17 protein-coding genes are annotated in these 18,891 nt (G+C 72.4%); 9 read left to right on the top strand and 8 right to left on the bottom strand.

From position 1 onward, the window contains the following. Positions 1–150: 150 nt before the first annotated feature. Both ACFU7Y_RS06530 and ACFU7Y_RS06535 read right to left on the bottom strand, forming a co-directional pair. Entirely contained in the window at positions 151–1,866 is a 1,716-nt protein-coding gene (locus ACFU7Y_RS06530) for an acyl-CoA dehydrogenase family protein (RefSeq protein ID WP_224279404.1), read from the bottom strand. Positions 1,867–2,059: 193 nt separating this feature from the next. Continuing rightward, complete coding sequence (locus tag ACFU7Y_RS06535) at positions 2,060–2,614, bottom strand: PadR family transcriptional regulator (RefSeq protein ID WP_224279406.1); 555 nt, start codon at positions 2,612–2,614, stop codon at positions 2,060–2,062. A 185-nt stretch (positions 2,615–2,799) separates the two neighbouring features. On the opposite strand from ACFU7Y_RS06535, the gene ACFU7Y_RS06540 reads away from it, so the two are divergent. Then, the gene (locus tag ACFU7Y_RS06540; protein ID WP_308020195.1) at positions 2,800–3,273 is read left to right on the top strand and encodes an SPW repeat protein; all 474 of its coding nucleotides are present in this window, start codon (positions 2,800–2,802) and stop codon (positions 3,271–3,273) included. 135 nt (positions 3,274–3,408) lie between these two features. Here ACFU7Y_RS06540 and ACFU7Y_RS06545 read toward each other — a convergent pair whose 3' ends face one another. Further along, complete coding sequence (locus ACFU7Y_RS06545) at positions 3,409–4,815, bottom strand: aspartate ammonia-lyase (RefSeq protein WP_224279408.1); 1,407 nt, start codon at positions 4,813–4,815, stop codon at positions 3,409–3,411. A 115-nt stretch (positions 4,816–4,930) separates the two neighbouring features. Next, a complete protein-coding gene (locus tag ACFU7Y_RS06550) occupies positions 4,931–5,692 on the bottom strand; it encodes a carbon-nitrogen hydrolase family protein (RefSeq protein WP_224279410.1) in 762 nt (253 codons plus the stop codon). Between the two features lie 332 nt (positions 5,693–6,024). Between ACFU7Y_RS06550 and ACFU7Y_RS06555 the strand changes: the two genes are divergently transcribed. After that, entirely contained in the window at positions 6,025–8,019 is a 1,995-nt protein-coding gene (locus ACFU7Y_RS06555) for a cholesterol oxidase substrate-binding domain-containing protein (RefSeq protein ID WP_224279412.1), read from the top strand. 34 nt (positions 8,020–8,053) lie between these two features. Here the strand turns inward: ACFU7Y_RS06555 and ACFU7Y_RS06560 are convergent, their stop codons facing one another. Continuing rightward, positions 8,054–8,536: a helix-turn-helix domain-containing protein gene (locus ACFU7Y_RS06560; protein WP_263454869.1), complete on the bottom strand. Its 483-nt coding sequence runs from the start codon at positions 8,534–8,536 to the stop codon at positions 8,054–8,056. 329 nt (positions 8,537–8,865) lie between these two features. Between ACFU7Y_RS06560 and ACFU7Y_RS06565 the strand changes: the two genes are divergently transcribed. Next, positions 8,866–9,591, top strand: a complete 726-nt coding sequence (locus ACFU7Y_RS06565; protein WP_224279414.1) for an AzlC family ABC transporter permease — start codon at positions 8,866–8,868, stop codon at positions 9,589–9,591. Further along, the gene (locus ACFU7Y_RS06570; RefSeq protein ID WP_374119956.1) at positions 9,591–9,899 is read left to right on the top strand and encodes an AzlD domain-containing protein; all 309 of its coding nucleotides are present in this window, start codon (positions 9,591–9,593) and stop codon (positions 9,897–9,899) included. The genes ACFU7Y_RS06565 and ACFU7Y_RS06570 overlap by 1 nt, the downstream gene beginning before the upstream one ends. 21 nt (positions 9,900–9,920) lie before the next feature. On the opposite strand, the gene ACFU7Y_RS06575 is transcribed toward ACFU7Y_RS06570, so the two are convergent. Both ACFU7Y_RS06575 and ACFU7Y_RS06580 read right to left on the bottom strand, forming a co-directional pair. Then, positions 9,921–10,232: a hypothetical protein gene (locus ACFU7Y_RS06575; RefSeq protein WP_224279418.1), complete on the bottom strand. Its 312-nt coding sequence runs from the start codon at positions 10,230–10,232 to the stop codon at positions 9,921–9,923. 27 nt (positions 10,233–10,259) lie between these two features. Further along, entirely contained in the window at positions 10,260–10,799 is a 540-nt protein-coding gene (locus ACFU7Y_RS06580; protein WP_224279420.1) for a GNAT family N-acetyltransferase, read from the bottom strand. 89 nt (positions 10,800–10,888) lie between these two features. On the opposite strand from ACFU7Y_RS06580, the gene ACFU7Y_RS06585 reads away from it, so the two are divergent. The 5 genes from ACFU7Y_RS06585 (at position 10,889) to ACFU7Y_RS06605 (ending at position 16,131) form a co-directional block, all read left to right on the top strand. Next, positions 10,889–12,067, top strand: a complete 1,179-nt coding sequence (locus ACFU7Y_RS06585) for an acyl-CoA dehydrogenase family protein (protein WP_224279423.1) — start codon at positions 10,889–10,891, stop codon at positions 12,065–12,067. Positions 12,068–12,142: 75 nt separating this feature from the next. Continuing rightward, positions 12,143–12,520: an ADP-ribosylation/crystallin J1 gene (locus tag ACFU7Y_RS06590; protein WP_374119955.1), complete on the top strand. Its 378-nt coding sequence runs from the start codon at positions 12,143–12,145 to the stop codon at positions 12,518–12,520. 287 nt (positions 12,521–12,807) lie between these two features. Continuing rightward, the gene (locus ACFU7Y_RS06595) at positions 12,808–13,686 is read left to right on the top strand and encodes an alkaline phosphatase family protein (protein WP_308020196.1); all 879 of its coding nucleotides are present in this window, start codon (positions 12,808–12,810) and stop codon (positions 13,684–13,686) included. 409 nt (positions 13,687–14,095) lie between these two features. Beyond that, on the top strand, positions 14,096–14,578 hold the full coding sequence (locus ACFU7Y_RS06600) for a hypothetical protein (protein ID WP_224279425.1): 483 nt from the start codon (positions 14,096–14,098) through the stop codon (positions 14,576–14,578). 266 nt (positions 14,579–14,844) lie between these two features. Then, a complete protein-coding gene (locus ACFU7Y_RS06605) occupies positions 14,845–16,131 on the top strand; it encodes a multidrug effflux MFS transporter (RefSeq protein ID WP_224279427.1) in 1,287 nt (428 codons plus the stop codon). Positions 16,132–16,304: 173 nt separating this feature from the next. Here ACFU7Y_RS06605 and ACFU7Y_RS06610 read toward each other — a convergent pair whose 3' ends face one another. Continuing rightward, a complete protein-coding gene (locus tag ACFU7Y_RS06610; RefSeq protein ID WP_224279429.1) occupies positions 16,305–18,362 on the bottom strand; it encodes a glycosyl hydrolase family 18 protein in 2,058 nt (685 codons plus the stop codon). Positions 18,363–18,891 lie beyond the last annotated feature (529 nt).

Genomic DNA, 18,891 nt, shown 5'->3' on the forward strand with positions numbered 1-18,891 from the left:
CGGGCGGCGGCTCCGGGGGTGCGGTCGGACGGCTCGGTGGTCGCCCGGGCCCGCGGCATGGGCTTCGGCGACGACCGGAGCTCCCCCGCAGAGGTGAACCGGGGGTGCCGGCCCGCCGACCGGCACCCCCGGGGTCCTTTCTCCCGTGCGCTACGGCTGCATCTCGTACGCGCCGGAGAGCGCCTCGACCTGCGCCCACACCCGGGTGTCCCGCGCCGGGTCGGCGACCGGGCGGCGCACGTTCGCCAGCGCCCAGGCGGCCTGCTCCTCGGTGGCCGAGGCCTTGCCGTGCAGCTCGGTGGCGTGTGCGGAGAAGTCGCGGACCAGCGCGTCGAAGATCCGGTCCAGCACGTCGCCGCCGTGGTCGGCGGCGGTCAGGCCGGTCAGCTCGGCCTGCTCCAGCACCAGCTGGCCGTAGACGATCAGCGCGAACAGCTGGCCGATCTCCAGCAGGAAGTCCAGGTCCGCCTGCTGCTCCTTGCTCGGCGCGTTCTTGAGCAGCAGCGCGCAGAAGCCGTCGGCCTGTTCGCGGAAGCGGGCGACGTTGGGCAGCTCGGCGTGGCGGTCGTAGGCGGTGCGCCAGTCGTGGAAGCGGATCGCGCCGAGGCCGCGGGCCGGGCCCTGCCGGAACAGGAAGACGTCGTCGGCGGCGTCCAGGCGGGTCGGCACCGGGGCGTAGTCGGCCGGGGCGAACAGGTAGTTGCCCATGAACTTGAGGATCAGCGCCAGGTTGACGTGGACGGTGCCCTCCAGCTTCGGCAGGCCGCGGATGTCCTTCGCGGCCTTGTCGAAGTAGGTGTCCGCCTCGAAGCCCTTGGCCGCGATGACGTCCCACATCAGGTCGATGACCTTCTCGCCCTCGGTGGTGACCTTCATCTTGGTCATCGGGTTGAACAGCAGGTAGCGGCGGTCCTCGGGGGAGGCGGTGCGGAAGTAGTCCACGGCCCGCGCGCTGAACAGCTTCATCGCCACCAGGCGGACGTACGCGTCCGTCAACTCCCGCTTGACGTGCGGGAAGTCGGTGACCCGCTTGCCGTACAGCACCCGGTTGTGGGCATGCGTGACGGCCTCGTACATCGCGTGCTCGCAGATGCCGACCGAGGCGGTGCAGAGGTTGAACTTGCCGACGTTGACGGTGTTGAGGGCGGCGTCGAAGGCGGCCCGGCCGGTGTGCAGCACGTCCTCGGCGCGCACCGGGTAGTCCTCCAGGCGGAACTCGCTGACGTACATCTGCGCGTTCACCACGTTCTTGACCAGGTGGTACGCGTCGTGGCGGCTGTCGGCGGCGAAGAAGACGTAACCCTCCGGGCCCTCGACGTCCGAGCGGCGGCCGAACACCGAGACCAGGCCGGCCACGTTGCCGTTGCCGATGTAGTACTTGGAACCGGTCGCGGTGAAGCCGCCCTCGCCGTCCGGGGTGAGGATCATGTCGGTGGAGTAGATGTCGGCGCCGTGGGTGCGCTCGGAGAGGCCGAAGGCCATCACGTGGCCGTCCGCGAGGAGCTTGGCGGCGCGGGCGCGGACGGCCTCGTTCTCGCTCTGCCAGACTGGGCCGAGGCCCAGGATGGTGACCTGCCAGGTGTACCAGTAGCCGAGGCCGTAGAAGCCGAGGATCTCGTTCAGCTCGGCGATCCGCGCGGTGTCCCAGCGCTTGTCGGGGTCGGCCGCGGCGGGGGTCAGGAACTCCGCGAACAGGCCCTCCTTCGCGGCGAAGTCCAGGAAGTCGGCGTACCAGCTGCGGTCGATGTAGGTGTCGATCAGCGCCTTCTTGCCGCGGGACTCGAACCAGTCCACCGTCGCGCGCAGCAGCCGGCGGGTCGGCTCGTCGAACTGTGCGGGGTCGTAGCTGCGCGGGTTGAAGAGCATCGAGGGGCTCCCGAGGGGTCGAGGGTGTGAGGAGGGCGGGTTGCGGGCCGACAGGGTTCTGATGACAGATAACAGGTGACAGATTTCAGAGTTTGTCATCTGTTATCTGTCACCCGTTGCCTGCCGGCTGTTCGCCGTCGTCCGGTTCCTGTTGGCTGGTCGGCCGGTCGCGACGGCAGGACGGGGTGGCTGGTCAGGACGGCCGGTCGGCGGCGAGGCGGCGCAGGGTGGCGAGCACGTCGTCGAGCCAGGCGAGGGTCATCCGCTCGTACTCGATGCCGCCGCGCAGCACCACGTGCTGCAACTGCTGCCCGGCGTCGAGCGCGGTGGCGTCCGGGAAGTCCCGCTGCTCGCCGTGCAGGTAGCGGGCGAGCAGGGCGGAGTGGCTCTCGCGATGGCGTTCGACCTCGGACACCAGCGCGGCCGGGTCGTCGAAGGCGGCGGCCCGGATCTTGACCGCGAGCTCGTGCCGGACGGTCTCCGGCTCGACCGGTTCGCGCAGCCAGTCGGCGAGCACGGCCCGTCCGGCCTCGGCCGCCGAATAGACCTTCTTGTCCGGACGTCCGTCCTGGGGGATCTCCTGCGCGGCCACCCAGCCGTCCGCCTCCATCCGCCGTAGCACCCGGTAGATCTGTTGGTGGGTGGCGGTCCAGAAGCGCCCGATCGAGCGGTCGAAGCGCCGGGCCAGCTCGTAGCCGGAGCCGGGCTGCTCCAGCAGCGAGACGAGGATCGCGTGCTCCAGTGCCATGGCCCGCATCCTGCTATGCAACGAGTTGCATAGGCAATGGCGACCCGGATGGTTGAGACGCAGGTCACCGGCGTGATCGGATGGTTATCGATCATTCCAGACCATCAGGTGCAAAACACTAGATAAGCGCCAGAATGGGTACGGGGCAAGCGCCTTACCGGTTCCGACCACAGGAGGTGGTATCGGTGGCAACCCATATCCCGACGACGGGCATGGAGCACCATCCGGACATCGTCGAACTGCGCGAACGCTACGAGCGGGTCACAACGACCCCCCGCGCCCAGGGCGTGGAAGCCCTGGCCGTCCTGGCCGGTCTCTTCCTGGCGGCATCGCCATGGATCGTCGGCTTCACCGCGTACAGCACCCTGACCGTGACCTGCCTGATCGTGGGTCTGGCCTACACGGTCCTGATGGCCGGCTACGGATCGGCCTACGAACGCACCCACGCGCGGGCCTGGGCCGCCGCCGCGCTCGGTGTCTGGACGATCATCTCCCCCTGGGTCGTCTCCGGGTCCGTCGCGCACGGCAAGAACATCGTGACCTGCATCATCGTGGGTGCCGTGATGTTCCTGCTCGGCCTCGCGGCGATCTCGATGGCGACCATGACCTCGAACGGAGCGTCGATGCGGCGCGGCCGGGCCGGCCGTGCCAAGGGCTGATCTTCCCCGCAGCCCGTGACCGGGGCGCGGAGGGCGCAGCCGCCCGCCGCGCCCCGGCGCGCGTCCCCGGGCGTTCCCCCAGGCGACGAACGTGCGAGGTCGTGCCCCGACGCGCGCCGGCCATCGCACGGCCCACTAAGGGCGCGTCATCCTCAGCACGTCCAGGGCCTCGTCCAGCTGCTCCTCGGTGAGTCGGCCCTGCTCGACGTAGCCGCGTTCCACCACCACCTGACGGATCGTCTTGCGCTCGGCCAGCGCCTGCTTGGCGACCTTCGCGGCCTCCTCGTACCCGATGTAGCGGTTCAGCGGGGTCACCACCGAGGGTGAGGACTCCGCGAACTCCCGGGCCCGTTCGACGTTGGCGGTGATGCCGTCCACCGTCCGGTCGGCCAGCAGTCGGGCGCTGTTGGCGAGCAGCCGCACCGACTCCAGCACGTTGCGGGCGATCACCGGGAGCATCACGTTCAGCTCGAAGTTGCCGCTCGCGCCCGCCAGCGCGACCGTCGCGTCGTTGCCCACCACCTGGGCGGCGACCATCAGCACCACCTCGGGCAGCACCGGGTTCACCTTGCCCGGCATGATCGACGAACCGGGCTGGAGATCCGGCAGGTTGATCTCGCCGAGCCCGGTGCGCGGACCGGAGCCCATCCAGCGCAGGTCGTTCGCGATCTTCGTGAACCCGACTGCCACCGTGCGCAGTTGACCGCTCAGCTCGACCAGGGCGTCCCGCGCGCCCTGCGCCTCGAAGTGGTTCCGGGCCTCGGTCAGCGGCAGGTCGGTCACGCGGACGACCTCCGCGATGACGGCCGCCGGGAAACCGGGCGGGGTGTTGATGCCGGTGCCCACCGCCGTCCCGCCGAGCGGGAGTTCGGCGACCCGGGGGAGGGTGGCCAGCAGCCGCTCCCGCCCGTGCCGCACCTGCGCCGCATAGCCGCCGAACTCCTGGCCGAGCGTGACGGGCGTGGCGTCCATCAGGTGCGTGCGGCCCGACTTGACCACCTGGGCGAACTCGGCGGCCTTGCGCTCCAAAGCCTCCGCGAGATGCTCCAGCGCCGGCACCAGGTCGTGCGTGACGGCGGCGGTGGCGGCGATGTGGATCGAGGACGGGAAGACGTCGTTGGACGACTGGCTGGCATTGACGTGGTCGTTCGGGTGGACCGGCCGGCCCAGCCGCTCCCCGGCCAGGGTGGCGATCACCTCGTTGGTGTTCATGTTGGACGAGGTGCCCGAGCCGGTCTGGAACACGTCCACCGGGAACTGGTCGTCCCAGCGCCCCTCCGCGACCTCCCCGGCCGCCGCCGCGATCGCCTCCGCCGTCTCCTCGTCCAGCACACCGAGCCGGGCGTTCACCCGGGCCGCGGCGGCCTTGATCCGGGCCAGCGCGGCGATGTGCGCCCGCTCCAGCCGCTGGCCGGACACCGGGAAGTTCTCCACCGCCCGCTGCGTCTGTGCCTGCCACTTCGCGTCGGCCGGCACCCTGACCTCGCCCATCGAGTCGTGCTCGATCCGGTACTCCTGCGGCTTCTCCTGCTGGCCACCCATCGCGCGCTGCACCTCCTGTACGGGCCCGACCGGCCCGGAACGGATCTCCGATCACCACAGCCGCGCGTGGGGCGCAGGTATTTCCGGTCGGGTGATCCGGTTCCGGGCCCGGCGCCTACCGCCGGGGCAGCGCTGCGCGGACCAGCTCGCCCGGGGCGGTGGAGGCCTGGACGACGAGGTCTCCGCCCGGGGCCCAGACGCCGGAGCCGCCCGAGCTCTCCGGGTACTCGCCGCTGGCCCCGGCGCAGGTCGCCAGCACGCACCACACCCCGTGGGCGGCCGCCCGGTCGTGGAAGTGGCCGTCCCGGCGCTCGGCCTGGGCGGCGCCGGGCCCGTAGAGGGTGGAGGCGACGTAGGCGTCGATGCCGAGCGCGGCGGTCTCCTCGGCGTGCGCCGGGTCGGCGGCGTCCGCGCAGACGGCCAGGCCGAGCCGCAAGCCGTCCAGCTCCAGGACGACGGGCTGCTCGCCGGGGGCGAATCGCTCGACCTCGGCGCCGTGCAGGCGCATCTTCCGGTAGACGACCTCGGCGCCCTCCCCGGTGACCGCCAGCGTGGCGATGGACTCGCGCCCGCCGGCCTCGGTGACCGGTGCCCCGACCAGGGCGACGGCACCGGTGGCGGCACAGGCCGCCACCAGCGGTGCGAGCCGGCCGTCCGCCGGGTCGACGGCCGGCGCGGCCAGGTCGTAGCCGGTCAGCGACAGCTCGGGGAACACCACCAGCCGGGTGCCGGCCTCCCGCACCGCCGCGGCGTGCAGGGCGACGTTCTCGGACACGGTGTCCGGACGGCCGGCGGCGGCGCAGACGGGCTGGGCGACGGCGACGGTCAGCGCTGCGGGCACGGGAGAGTTCGCGAGCGAGGACGCGGACGAGGGCATGGCGGAGCCTCCGGCGGGCGGGGTGGGGTGATCGTGATCAACCTATGCGCCCGCGGAGGACACGGGCAACAGAGCTCGGGCGAGGGACTGGGCAGGTGGACCGGGCTCCCGGGCCGATCGAACGGATCTCACTCGAAGGAGTGAGATCCCGGGTGGACGCTTCAAACCGCCGTGCGCCCCTCCATACGCTCCGGACCGGGCCGGGCGGACTCCGGCCGGACCCGGATCGCCGTAGCCCGGCCCCGGGGGACCAGTGCGAGGGGGCGGACGGACGGATGACCACGGAACACGGCCCGGTGGGCGGAACGGTTGGCGGGGCGACACCGGAGGGGATGACCCCAATGAATGCCCTGGTGGACGCCCCCGCGAAGGCCCATGCAAAGGCCGACACGAAGGCTGACACGAAGGCCCCTTCGACCGCCCCGGCGGACACGCGGAAGAGCACCCCCGGTGGCCTCACCCGCCGGAAGCTGCTGGGCGCGTCGGCGGCGCTCGGCGGCGCGGCCTGGCTGCTGCGCGGCACCATCGGCCCGGACAGCGCCGAGGCCGCCGCGCCCGTACCGCCCGGACTGCCCGCAGGCACCGAGCTCTATCAGCGGGTCTTCCGCAACTGGTCCGGCGAGATCCGCACCGACCAGCTGTGGACCTGCGCGCCCCGCACCCCCGAGGAGGTCCCGGCCCTGGCCGACTGGGCGCACGCCAACGGCTGGCGGCTGCGGGCCTCCGGTTACCGGCACACCTGGGCGCCGCTCACCGTCGCCACCGGGACCCCGGAGAGTGCCCGGATCCTGCTCGTGGACACCAGCCGCCACCTCACCGCCATCAGCGCCGACGCGCCCGGGACCGTCCGGGTGCAGACCGGCGCCACCATGGAGGCCCTGCTCACACACCTGGCCGCCCGCGGCCTCGGCCTGACCGCCTGCCCGGCCCCCGGCGAGATCACCGTCGGTGGTGTGCTCGCCATCGGCGGCCACGGCACCGCCGCGCCGGCGGCGGGGGAGGTGCGACCGGAGGGGCACGGGTACGGCTCGGTCAGCAACCAGGTCGTCCGACTCACGGCCGTCGTCCTCGACCCGGCCACCGGCCGCTACGCGCTGCGCACCTTCGACCGTTCCGAGGCCGACAGCGCCGCCTTCCTGGTGCACCTGGGCCGCGCCTTCCTCACCGAGGTGGTGCTGCGGGCCGGCGCCGACCGGCCGCTGCGCTGTGTCAGTCGGCTCGACATCCCGGCGAGCGAGCTCTTCGCCCGCCCGGGCACCGGTACGGGTGCCGGTGCGGACACCGGTGGTGGCGGCGGGCTCGGCGGAGTGCTCGGGGGAGTGCTGGGCGGGGTCCTCGGCGGCGGGGGAGGCCCGCGCACCCTCGCCGACTTCGTGGAGCGCGACGGCCGGGCCGAGGTGATCTGGTTCGCCTACACCGAGTACCCCTGGCTCAAGACCTGGAGCGTCACCCCGAACAAGCCGCTCGCCTCCCTGGCCGTCGACCGCCCCTACAACTACCCCTTCTCGGACAGCATTCCGGAACCGGTCGCCCGGCTCGCCGACGAGATCGTCACCGGCGCCTGGGCATCGGCCCCGCTGTTCGGCCAACTCCAGTACCTGGTCGCGAAGGTGGGGCTCACCGGCGACATCACGGATGTCCTGCTCTCCGGCGGGCTGCTGGGCCGACTGCTCAGCGGCGAGGTGCTCACCCACCTGCTCGCGGGCGGACTGCGCTCCGACCTCTGGGGCCCCTCCCGCACCCTGCTCCACTACATCCGCCCGACCACCCTGCGGGTCACCGCGAACGGCTACGCGGTCCTCGCCAAGCGCGCCGACCTCCAGTGGGTGGTGAGCGAATTCGCCGCCTGTTACCGGGAGTTGCTCGCGTCCTACCAGGCTCGGGGCGAGTTCCCGGTGAACGGCGCGGTGGAGATCCGGGTCACCGGCCTGGACGACCCGGCCTCCTCCGGCGTCCCCGGCGCCCGGCCCCCGCTGCTGTCCGCGCTGCGCCCGCGCGCCGACCGCCCCGAGTGGGACACGGCGGTCTGGCTGGACGTCCTCGCCTTCCCCGGCACTCCCGGACTGGAGCGCTTCGCCCGGGAGTTGGAGCAGTGGCTGTTGCGCACCTTCGACGGCACCCGGGCGGGCCTGCGGGTCGAGTGGTCCAAGGGCTGGGCCTACACCGACGCCGCCGCCTGGTCCGACTCCGACCTGATCGACCGGGCCGTCCCCGACAGCCTGCGGGCCGGCGGCGGGCCCGGCTGGGACGAGGCGGTCGCCGTCCTGGACCGCCACGACCCGCACCGGGTGTTCGGAAACCCCTTCCTGGACCGGCTGTTGAAGTAGCCGACGCGCGCGCCCCGCGGTGGCCGGTGATCCGTCAGATGTGCTCCATGACGATCACCGCGAGGGTGTCCGGAGCCAGGGCGCGGAACACGTGCGGAGCGTCGCCCGGGTAGCTCACGTAGTCGCCCGGGCCCAGCTCGACCGGCGCCTCCGTCGGCCCGACCAGAGCCCGTCCGGCACCGATCAGCACGTGCTCGACGGTGCCGGGCATGTGGGGATCGGATGCCCTGGTCTCGCCCGGCTGCGCCTCGATCCGGTAGATGTCGCGCCGGGCGTTGGGCGGGCAGGAGGAGAGCACGGTGGCGGCGTAGTCGGCGCGCTCGGAGTGGGTCACCGGGCCCTCGCCGGCCCGGATCACCTTGACCACCGGGCGCGGCGGGTCCACCAGCCGGCTGAACGGCACGTTCAGTGCGACCCCGAGCGCCCAGAGCGTCTCCACGCTGGGGTTGCCCGCGCCCGACTCCAGCTGGGACAACGTGGACTTGGCGATGCCCGCGCGCCGGGCCAGCTCGGCCATCGACAGCCCGCTGCGCTCGCGCTCGCGCCGGATCGAGGCAGCGATCTGCCCGATCAGTTCGGCGCCGCTGCCGCTGCCGCTGCCGCTGCCGCTGGCACTGCCGCCGCCATTGCTGCTGCCGGTGGAGCCGCTGGAGCCGCGGGGGCCCATGGCCGGGGTGGTCTGGTCACTCATGCTCGCCACTCACGCTTCCTCCTGGCCCCTTCCGCGGCTCCCGGTCGGCTGATGCCGCCGTTCATGCTGCCACGGTCGGGCCCTGGTCGTCGTTCGCCCGATCGGCCCGCCTGTTCGCCTTGACGAACGGGGTCGAGCCGTTCACTCTAATGAACATGCGTTCGCTCATTCGAACACTGGAACGTGCCACCCTTCGGGACGTCGCTCTGGTCTGCCTGGCCGACGCCCTCGTCGGCGCCTCCTTCGGCGCGATCAGCGTCTCCGGCGGTCTACCCCTCTGGGTGCCGATCGCCCTCTCCGTCCTGGTGTTCGCCGGCGGCTCCCAGTTCGCGGCGGTCGGCGTGGTGCTCTCCGGCGGCGGCGCCCTCGCCGCGGTCGCCACCGGACTGGTGCTCAACGCCCGGCTGCTGCCCTTCGGCTTCACCGTGGCCGACGTGCTCGACGGCCCACGGTGGCGACGGCTGGCGGGGGCGCAGCTGCTCACCGACGAGACCGCCGCCTTCGCCCTGCAGCAGAGCGAGCCGTGCAGGCGCCGGGCCGTGTACTGGCTCTGCGGGATCGCCCTGTTCGTGGTCTGGAACATCTCGGTGCTGCTCGGCGCGCTCGCGGGCGGGCTGATCGGCGACACGGACGCGCTCGGCCTGGACGCGGCCTTCCCGGCAGTGTTGCTCGCGCTCGTCCTGCCCTCGCTCGCGGACCGCCGCACACGTACGGCGGCGGTGGTCGGTGCCGTGGTCGCGGTCGCGGCCACGCCGTTCGTCCCGGCCGGGCTGCCGGTGCTGCTCGCCCTCGTCGGGCTGCTGTTCGCCGGACGGCCGACGGCAGAGGCGGCGGCGGACGAACAGAACGCGGTGAACGGGAAGAAGGAGGCGGTCCGATGATGCCGCTGTACGCGGTCCTGCTGCTGGCCGTCGGGACGTACGCCTTCCGGCTCGCCGGGCCGTTGCTCGGCGGCCGGCTCACCCTCTCGGAACGGCTGCGGCACCTGCTGGCCGCCGCGGCGGCGGTGCTGCTGGTGGCGCTGATCGCGACCGGCGCGCTGACCCAGGGGCACGGCTTCGCGGGGTGGGCCCGTCCGGCGGGCGTGCTGGTCGCGGGGGTGCTCGCGCTGCGCCGGGCGCCGTTCCCGGCGGTGGTCGTCGCGGGTGCGGCGACCACGGCGCTGCTGCGGTTGTGCGGGGTGGGGTGAGCGGGGGAACCCCCGCCCGTGTCAGCCCTCGGCCAGCCGCTCGGCCTGGACCTCCGGCCGACTGCTGTCCCACAGCAGTTCCCACACCTTGAAAACGCAGTGGTAGTCCCGCATGCTGCCGCGCGAGATCAGCAGGTAGGTGTCCCCGTCGCGGAGCAGCGTCCGGCGCCGGCTGTTGAAGGGATGCTGCGGGGTGTAGGAGGGAACGAGCCGCTTCAGTTCCTCGACGGCCTCCTCGCGGGTGCCCTCGACCTCGGCCAGCACCGTGCTGCCCCAGGTCCGGTCCTGGCCGATGCCCACCGTCTCCTCGGCGACCAGCGCCCACCGTGCCATGTCCTGCTCCCGTTCGTTCCCGTTCCGCTAGCGCGTCGGGGACTTGAAGAAGATGGTGGTCGGCCGGAGCGTGCCCGCAGGGTCGGCCGCGTAGTCCGGCACCGAGCCGACCCGGCTCCAGCCCGCCGCCTCGTACAGACGTTCGGCCGGGCTGCCCGACTCGGTGTCCAGCACCAGCAGCCGGATGCCGAGTTCCACTGCCCGCTCCTCCAGTGCCGCCAGCAGCCGCCCGGCCAACCGGTGCCCGCGGTCCGTGGGGTGCACCATCAGCTTGGCCACCTCACCCCGGTGGCGGCCGTTCGCGGTGGTGGCCGGTCGCAGCTGCACCGTCCCGGCGAGCCGTCCGTCGTCCCCGGCCCGGGCGGTCCACAGCACCAGTCGGCCGGCTGCGACGTCCGGGCCGAGCCCCCGCCACCACGCTGCGGCCTCGTCCGGGTGCAGCGGGGCGAGGAACCCGACCGAGGCGCCGCCGTGCACGGTCTCCACCAGTAGCCCGGCGAGCTCCTCCGCCGAGCCGGCCAGCTCCTGAGCCGTCACCTCGCCGACCACGTAGGCACCGTCGGACATGTCGCCATCCTCACTCGTTCGCGCTCGCCCGCCGCCCGGCCGGGTGCGGAATACTCGCCGGTATTCCGCCGAGAGTACAAGGAGCTTCAATGACGAAGCCGACCCGGATCGACCCTTCCGACCTGCTCGCCGTCGGCGACCTGCTCTCCGACGAGGAGCGGCTGATCCGCGACACCGTCCGCCGGTTCACCGAGGAGCGGATCCGCCCGCACATCGGCGACTGGTTCGAGCGCGGGGTCTTCCCGGCCCGTGAACTCGCCCCCGAGCTCGGCGCCCTGGGCGTGCTCGGCATGCACCTCGACGGCTACGGCTGCGCGGGCGCCGACGCGGTGGCGTACGGGGTGGCCTGCATGGAGCTGGAGGCGGCCGACTCCGGACTGCGCAGCTTCGTCTCCGTCCAGGGCTCGCTCGCCATGCGATCGATCCACGCCTTCGGCTCCGAGGAGCAGAAGCAGCGCTGGCTGCCCGGCATGGCCGCCGGCGAACTGATCGGCTGCTTCGGCCTCACCGAGCCGGACTTCGGCTCGGACCCGGCCAACATGCGCACCCGGGCAGTGCGCAAGGGCGGCGACTGGGTGCTGTCCGGCAGCAAGATGTGGATCACCAACGGCAGCATCGCCGACGTGGCCGTGGTCTGGGCGCAGACCGAGGAGGGCGTGCGTGGCTTCCTGGTCGAACGCGGCACCCGCGGCCTGACCGCCACCGACGTGCACGGCAAGCTCTCGCTGCGCGCCTCGGTCACCAGCGAGCTGGCCTTCGACGACGTGGTGCTGCCCGCCGACGCCGTGCTGCCCGGGGTGGTCGGGCTGCGCGGACCGCTCTCCTCCCTCAACGAGGCCCGCTACGGCATCCTCTGGGGCACCGTCGGCGCCGCCCGTGACTGCTACACCGCCGCCCTGGACTACGCCAAGAGCCGGATCCAGTTCGACCGTCCGATCGCGGGCTTCCAGCTGACCCAGCAGAAGCTGGTCGAGATGATGCTGGAGGTGGAGAAGGCCTACCTGGTCGCCCTGCGGATCGGTCGGCTCAAGGAGCAGGGCGCGGCCCGCCCGCCGCACGTCAGCTTCGGCAAGCTCAACAACGTCCGCACCGCGCTGGAGATCGCCCGCAGCGCCCGGACGGTCCTCGGCGCCAACGGCATCACCACCGAGTACCCGGTGCTGCGGCACGCCAACAACCTGGAGTCGGTGCTCACCTACGAGGGCACCAGCGAGATCCACACCCTGGTCCTCGGCGAGGCCATCACCGGCGAGTCCGCCTACCGCTGACGGGCCGCCGCCCGTCCTTCTCCGGCCGGGGAAACCGGTGGCCGGGCCCGTCACGGCCCGGCTACCGTTCCTGCCATGACCAGCGAGTCCGTCCCGATGACGCCCCTGACCACTACCCTCTGGCGCCCGACCGGCCCCGAGGAGCTGGCGCTGGTCGAGGCCGCCGACTGGCGTGCGTGGCCGCCCCGGCTGCCCGAGCAGCCGATCTTCTACCCCGTCCTCAACGAGGACTACGCGATCCGGATCGCCCGGGACTGGAACGTCCCCGCCTCCGGCGTCGGCTACGTCACCCGCTTCGAGGTCGACACCGCCTTCCTCGCCCGCTACCCCGTGCAGCAGGCGGGCGGCCGGACGATCCTCGAACTCTGGGTGCCTGCCGAGGAGTTGGCCGAGTTCAACCGGCACATCGTCGGCCGCATCGAGCTCGTCCACGAGTTCCGCCCGCAGCCCTGACCGAACCCGGGGCCGTGGCCGGGCCTGGACCGAACCCGCGGTCGTGACCGGCCCCGCCGCAGGCCGCGTCCCGGCGGTCGGCGGCGGGGGCCGTGGGCAGCTCGCCCCGCGCGGTCGGCGGCGGACGAGCCCCTGGCGGATTCCAGGCGCGCGCTTCCGACACCGTGCGGACACCTGCCGTTCGGTGGAGGGACGCCGGCCGGTACGGCGGCCGGTGAAACATGGCGCGGTCGGCGGCGCCCTCGGCGGGTGCGGCCGGGTGCGCACGACCGAAAGGAACCCCCACCATGTCCGCTGCCCAGTGGCCCCGCCCCCGCGTGCTCGTCGTCGGGATCGACGGCGTCCGTCACGACTACCTGGCGCAGGTGCCGATGCCGCGCCTGCAGGAGGTCGCCGAGGCCGGGTTCCTGGTGCCGGTCACCGTCGCGGACTCCACGCCCACCATGTCCGGGCCGTGCTGGGCCACCATCGTGACCGGGGTCGAGCCCGCCAAGCACGGAGTCTGGGGCAACCACCTGGGCGGCAACCGGCTCGACGTGTTCCCCGACTTCGCCACCCGACTCAACCGGGGTGACCGTCGCCGTACCTTCGTGGCCGCCGGCTGGGACCCGCTGATGATCAACGACTCCGGCGGCCCGCTCTTCCGCGCGCCCGGCCGGCTCTCCTACGTCGCCCCCGCCGAGGACACCCCCGAGGCCTGGGAGGCGGTGGACGAGGAGATCACCCGGGAAGCCGTCCACGTCCTCGGCACCGCCGACCCCGAGGCCTCCTTCGTCTATCTCGGTGCCGTCGACGAGACCGCCCACTTCCTGGGCTGCGGCGACGAGTACCGCGCGTCCATGCGCACCGCCGACGAGCGCCTCGGCCGGCTCCTGGACGCCGTCGGCGGCCGGGCGACCTACGCCGAGGAGCAGTGGACGGTCATCGTCGTCACCGACCACGGGCACGTGGACACCGGCGGCCACGGCGGCCGTACGGCCGAGGAGCGGACGGCCTGGGTCGCCTGCGCCGGGCACGACATCCCGGCCGGCCCGCCCACCGGCGAGATCCGCCACCCGGACGTCGCCGCCCAGGTGTACGCCTCGCTGCTGCGCCCGATCGACCCGCACTGGACCCTCGACGGTCGCCCGTTCCCGGTCGCCAGGCCGGTACCGGCGGCGGTCTGAGGCGCGGCGGTCGAGGCGCTGGGGGCCGCCGCTGCTCCGGGCGCAGCAGGCCGAGCCGCGGCGGCGCCGGGCTTGGGCAACGCTCGATCGGGGCTCGGGCCGTGCTCGACCCGGGCGTGCCGACCTGAGAGTCGGAGCGGCGCGTAGCCGGGTCCTGCGGGCCCGGAACCCTCTGGCCTCAGGGTCCCTGTCGAATGGCATACGCCTGAAGGTGGAGAAGGTACCCCGTGGGTTGGAGACAAGGTCGCGACCTGGTGGTGACGATCCGACGGGTCCGGACGGGCCACGATGGTTGCACCGGCCGGTGGAGCGCGCCGACCGGGCCGCTGACGCGGATCTGGGCAGCCACCGGCAGCGCAGACGAGCGGCAGCGGCCGCACCGGTCACGACACGGAGAGGGCAGTCGGGCATGAAGGGCATCGTGAGCAAGGTCGCGCTGGGAGTCGCGGGCACCGGCATGGCCGTCGCCGTGGCGGCCGTGGCAATCGGCCCGCGGGTGTCCGACTGGTACGACGAGCACCATCAGCAGCAGGGCTCGTACGAGACCGGCACCCAGGCCAAGGCCGACCGCCGGTCGATGCCGGCCTGGCTGCCCGACAACGCCTCCGCGGTGAAGTACCTGATGTCCACCACGGGCGACGACCGCCTGCTGAGCGCCACCCTCCCGGAGGGCCGGCTGCCCGCCGGCTGCACCGCCGGGCTGCCGGGCAAGAGCGCGCACCCCGTGCCGGAGTCGCTCAAGGCCGGCTGGTTCCCCGAGAACGTCGCGACCAAGGCCAGCGGCACCTGCGGGCACTACAACGTGGCGCTGACCGGCAACCAGCTCTACGCGTGGCAGGACGGCGCCGCGGTGCAGGCGGCGCTGCGCGCCGAGCACGTCACCAAGCACTGAGTACGGCGGGCGCCTCGGGTGCGCCGACCGGGCAGCAGTCCTCCCCACCCCTCCTCGTCACTCCTGACCAGGGAACGGAACGGCCCGCCGGGCACCGGAAGGTGCGGGCGGGCCGTCGTCGTGTGCGGGCCGGGAACGGGCGGCGGACGATCGGCCGGACGCACCCCCGCGGCCGAACAGCGCGCACCCCCGCTGTCGGAACGGCGCCGGGCTGCGATAGGACGGAGCGCGAACGAACCCCACGTCACCCGTCCGTAAGGAGCGCCATGCCCGGCCCGACCGTCGGCCCCACCGACGACACGTCGACCGCTGCCGCCAGCACACCCGCCCCCGCACCGGCCACCGGCCGGACCCGTCCCGGCTGGACCGTGATCGCCGTCCTCGGCGGTCTCACCGCGCTCGGCCCGCTCACCACCGACCTCTACCTCCCGGGCCTGCCTGCGATCGCCGGCGACCTGGACGCCCAGCCGGCCGCCGTCCAGCTCACCCTGACCTTCTCGATGTTCGGGGTCGCGGCCGGGCAGCTGCTCTTCGGACCGCTCAGCGACCGCTACGGGCGCCGCCCGCCGCTGCTCGTCGGGCTCGTCCTCTACACCCTGTCCAGCGTGGTGTGCGTGTTCGCGCCGAACCTGTCGGTGCTGATCGCCGCCCGGTTCGTCCAGGGCGCGGCCGGCTCCGCCGGGCTGGTGATCGGGCGCGCCGTCTCCCGGGACCGCTTCCAGGGCGTCGCGCTGCTGCGCTTCCTCGCCTCGATCGCCCTGATATCCGGGCTGGCGCCGATCCTCGCCCCGATCATCGGCGCGGAGCTGATGCGGTTCACCTCGTGGCGCGGCACCTTCGGCGTGCTCACGGCGCTCGGGCTGCTGCTCACCCTGGTGTCCTTCGGGGTGCTGCGCGAGACGCTGCCCCCGGAAACCCGGGACGGCGGCGGGGTGGGCGCGGCCCTGCGGACGATGCGGCGGCTCTTGCGCAACCTGCCGTTCCTCGGGCTGGCGCTGACCAGCTCGCTCGCCTTCGGGGCGCTGTTCGGGTACATCAGCGGATCGTCGACGGTGCTTCAGCACGTGTACCGGGTCTCCCCGCAGACCTACAGCCTGCTGTTCGGGCTGAACTCGCTCGCGATCGTGGTGATGACCCAGGTGAACGGGCGGGTGCTGGCACCGCGCTTCACACAGCGGGCGCTGATGCTGGGCAGCCTTGCGGCGACGGTCGCCGCCGGGGTGGCGCTGGTGCTGCTGACGACGGTGTGGGACTTCGGGCTGGCCGGGTTCTGCCCGCCGCTGTTCGTGATGATGGGAAGCCTGGGGGTGCTCCTGCCGAACACCGCTGCCCAGGCGCTCGGCCTGGTCGAGCCGCAGGTGGCCGGTACGGCGTCGGCGCTGCTGGGGACGGGCAACTTCCTGTGCGGAGCGGTGGTCGCACCGCTGAGCAGCCTCGGTGGTCAGCCGTCGGCGGTGCTGATGGCGCTGGTGGTCCTGGTCTGCGGGGTGCTGGCGACGGTGGTGTACCTGGCGCTGTGCCGACCGGAGCGGATGCGGACGGCGGGCGGCTGACGGGTGGGCGGTCGGCAGGTGGCGGGCCGCAGGTGGCGGCCGGTCAACTGACGGCGGACAAGTCGCGACGGACAGATAACAGCGAACAGGAGACAGCGAACAGAAAACGGATGACAGCTGACAGATGTTGAAATCTGTCAGCTGTCATCCGTCATGCGTCACTCGAAGCGGACTCAGGCGATGGAGAAGTCATCCCCGTACACGTTGCCCTGGCCGTACCAGCCGTGCAGGTACACGGTGACGGTGCCGTTGGCGCCGGTGGTGAAGGGGGCGGACAGCTTGGTCCAGCCGGAGGAGTTGGCCCAGGCACTGGCCGTGGCGCCGCCGCTGACGCCGACGTAGGCATAGTTGCCCTGCACCCAACCGCTCAGGGTGTAGCTGGTGTTGGGCTTCAGCGTGACGGTCTGCGAGCACTCGCCGGTCTGGCTCGCGGTGGCCGCGGCCTGCAGCGACTTGGTGCCGGAGTGGACCGGGGCGGAAACCACGGCGCCGCCGCTCTGGCAGGTCCACGGGGCCAGGCTGCCGCTCTCCAGGTCACCGTTGACCAGCCCGGTCGTCGGGCCGCTCCCGGTGACGGTCAGCGTGTAGGTCGCGGTGTGGCTGCCGGAGGCCCCGGTGGCGGTGACGCCCAGCTGGTAGGTGCCCGGAGTCGCGGCCGCGGTGGTGGAGATGTTGAGCGTGGCGCTGTTGCCGGTGGTGACGCTGCCGGGGGTGACGGTGGCGTTGATGCCGACGACCGGGACGCTGATGATCGTGAAGTTGACGTTCTGCGCCGAGCCCGAGGTGACCGCCGTCGTGATGTTGGCGGAGGTGGACGAACCGACCGCGACCGTGCCGGAGTTCGGGTTCACGGCGACCGAGAAGTCGTTGCCGGGCTGGGTGCCGGTGACGTTCAGGGTGAAGGTGCTGGTGTGGCTGCCGGAGGCCGCCGCGCCGGTGACCGCGATCGGGTAGCTCCCGGGCGCGACCGAGGAGGTGGTGCCGATGTTCAGCGTGGCGCTGTTACCGGCGGTGACACTGCCGGGGGTGACGGTGGCGGTGACGCCGGCCGGGGCGCCGCTGACCGTGAGGTTGACGCTCTGTGCCGAGCCGGCCGTCACAGCCGTCGCGATGGTCGCCGAGGTGGACGAACCGGCGGTGACCGTCGCGGAGTTCGGGCTGGCCGACACCGAGAAGTCGTTGTTCACCGTCGAGCCGCTGGTGAACGGCGAGAAGATGTGGGTGAAGTCCCAGGTGTTCTGGGCGATCCCGGAGCAGTTGTCGTTGCCCTTGGTGCCCGGGCAGCCGCCGTTGTCGCGCTGGAGCGCCCAGAAGGACAGCGTGTTGATGCCCTTGGAGACCGCCCAGTTGTACACGGTGTTGGCGTTGGCCAGGGTGAAGGTCTCGGCCGGGCCGAAGTCGTCGACACCGATCATCTCGGTGATTCCGATCGAACCCCACAGCTGGGCGGGGGTCTTGGACGGGTACAGCCTGGCGAGCTGGTTGTAGAGGCCCTGTGCGGAGGTCTGGGTGTCGGCCGCCATGTCGTGGGTGGCGTTGTCGTAGTAGTCGAAGGTCATCATGTTGACGACGTCGATCCGCGCGTTGTTGCTGACCGCGTTCCGCAGCACCGCGAGGCCGCTGTCGGCCAGCCCGGAGGTGGTGGTCGGCAGTGTGTAGGAGAACTGGATGTTCCGTCCCTTGGTGGCGGCCCAGTCCTGCACGAGCTTGATCGCCTTGTTGCGGCGATCGATCCCGCCGCTGTTGGTCAGCGAGTTGTCCTCGATGTCGAGGTCGATCCGGCTGATGTCATAGGTGGTGATCACGTTCTCGAAGGCGGCCGCGATCTGGTTCACGTCGGTGCAGCTGTCGGCCAGCTCGGTGCCGGTGTTGTCGGCGGTGTAGCCGCCGAACGACGGGATCACGTCCCCGCCGTTGGCGCGGATGGTCGCGATGTCGGCGCCGAAGGTCGAGGAGGACACCGGCATGGAGGAGTCGCCGTTCCAGTACGGCGTGCAGGAGCCCTTGGTGGCGGTCTGGAGGAACGCCATGGTCAGGTGCTTGGCACCGGACTGCGCGGCCAGTTGGGCTGGGCTCTGGCCGGTCCAGGCCTCGAAGTAGGGGGCGAAGACCCGGCTGGGAAGCGGGGTGGCGGCCTGGGCGGAGCTCGTCCCGGCGGCGACCAGGCCGGCCGAGGCGGCCAGCGTGGCGCAGGCCGTCAACACGGCCTGGACTGTTCGGCGGAGGCGCATGGATTCTCCAACAGACTTGGTGGGGCAGGACGTTGGGGAGATTTGGCCGGTCCGGGCCGGGCGGCCGTGTGGGGTCGGCCGCGGTCCCGGGGCCGGGTCGGATATCGGGCGTGCGGGCGTGCGGGCGTGCGAAGGCCCACCGACTCGCGTGGACGCGGGCGGCGTGCGAATGCGCGCGCCGTACGGAGCGGGGGTGGAGCGGAACATGGCAGGGCAGTGCCTCAGCCGCCGGTGGTCACACCCCCACAGTGCATCCCGGTCGGATCGACATGCTTATGTTTGGAATAGACCACTGGTCTGTCAAGAGACCTAACAGTTCGTCAGCATACGGCCCGCGCGGGCGAAGGGAGTGGAAGGACGTCGAGGGCGGGTGGGAATGTCGGCGGGTTCGCCGGAGGGGGCGTCAGGGCCTTCGGCGGTCGGCGTCGGTACCGGTACCGGTACCGGTACCGGTACCGGTGGCGGTGGCGGTGGCGGCGACGGCGAAAGGTGCCGGAAACGAGAAGGCCGTGGCCGCGCACCCAGGGAG

The sequence above is a fragment of the Kitasatospora sp. NPDC057542 genome (assembly GCF_042801945.1).
Classification (GTDB): Bacteria; Actinomycetota; Actinomycetes; order Streptomycetales; family Streptomycetaceae; genus Kitasatospora.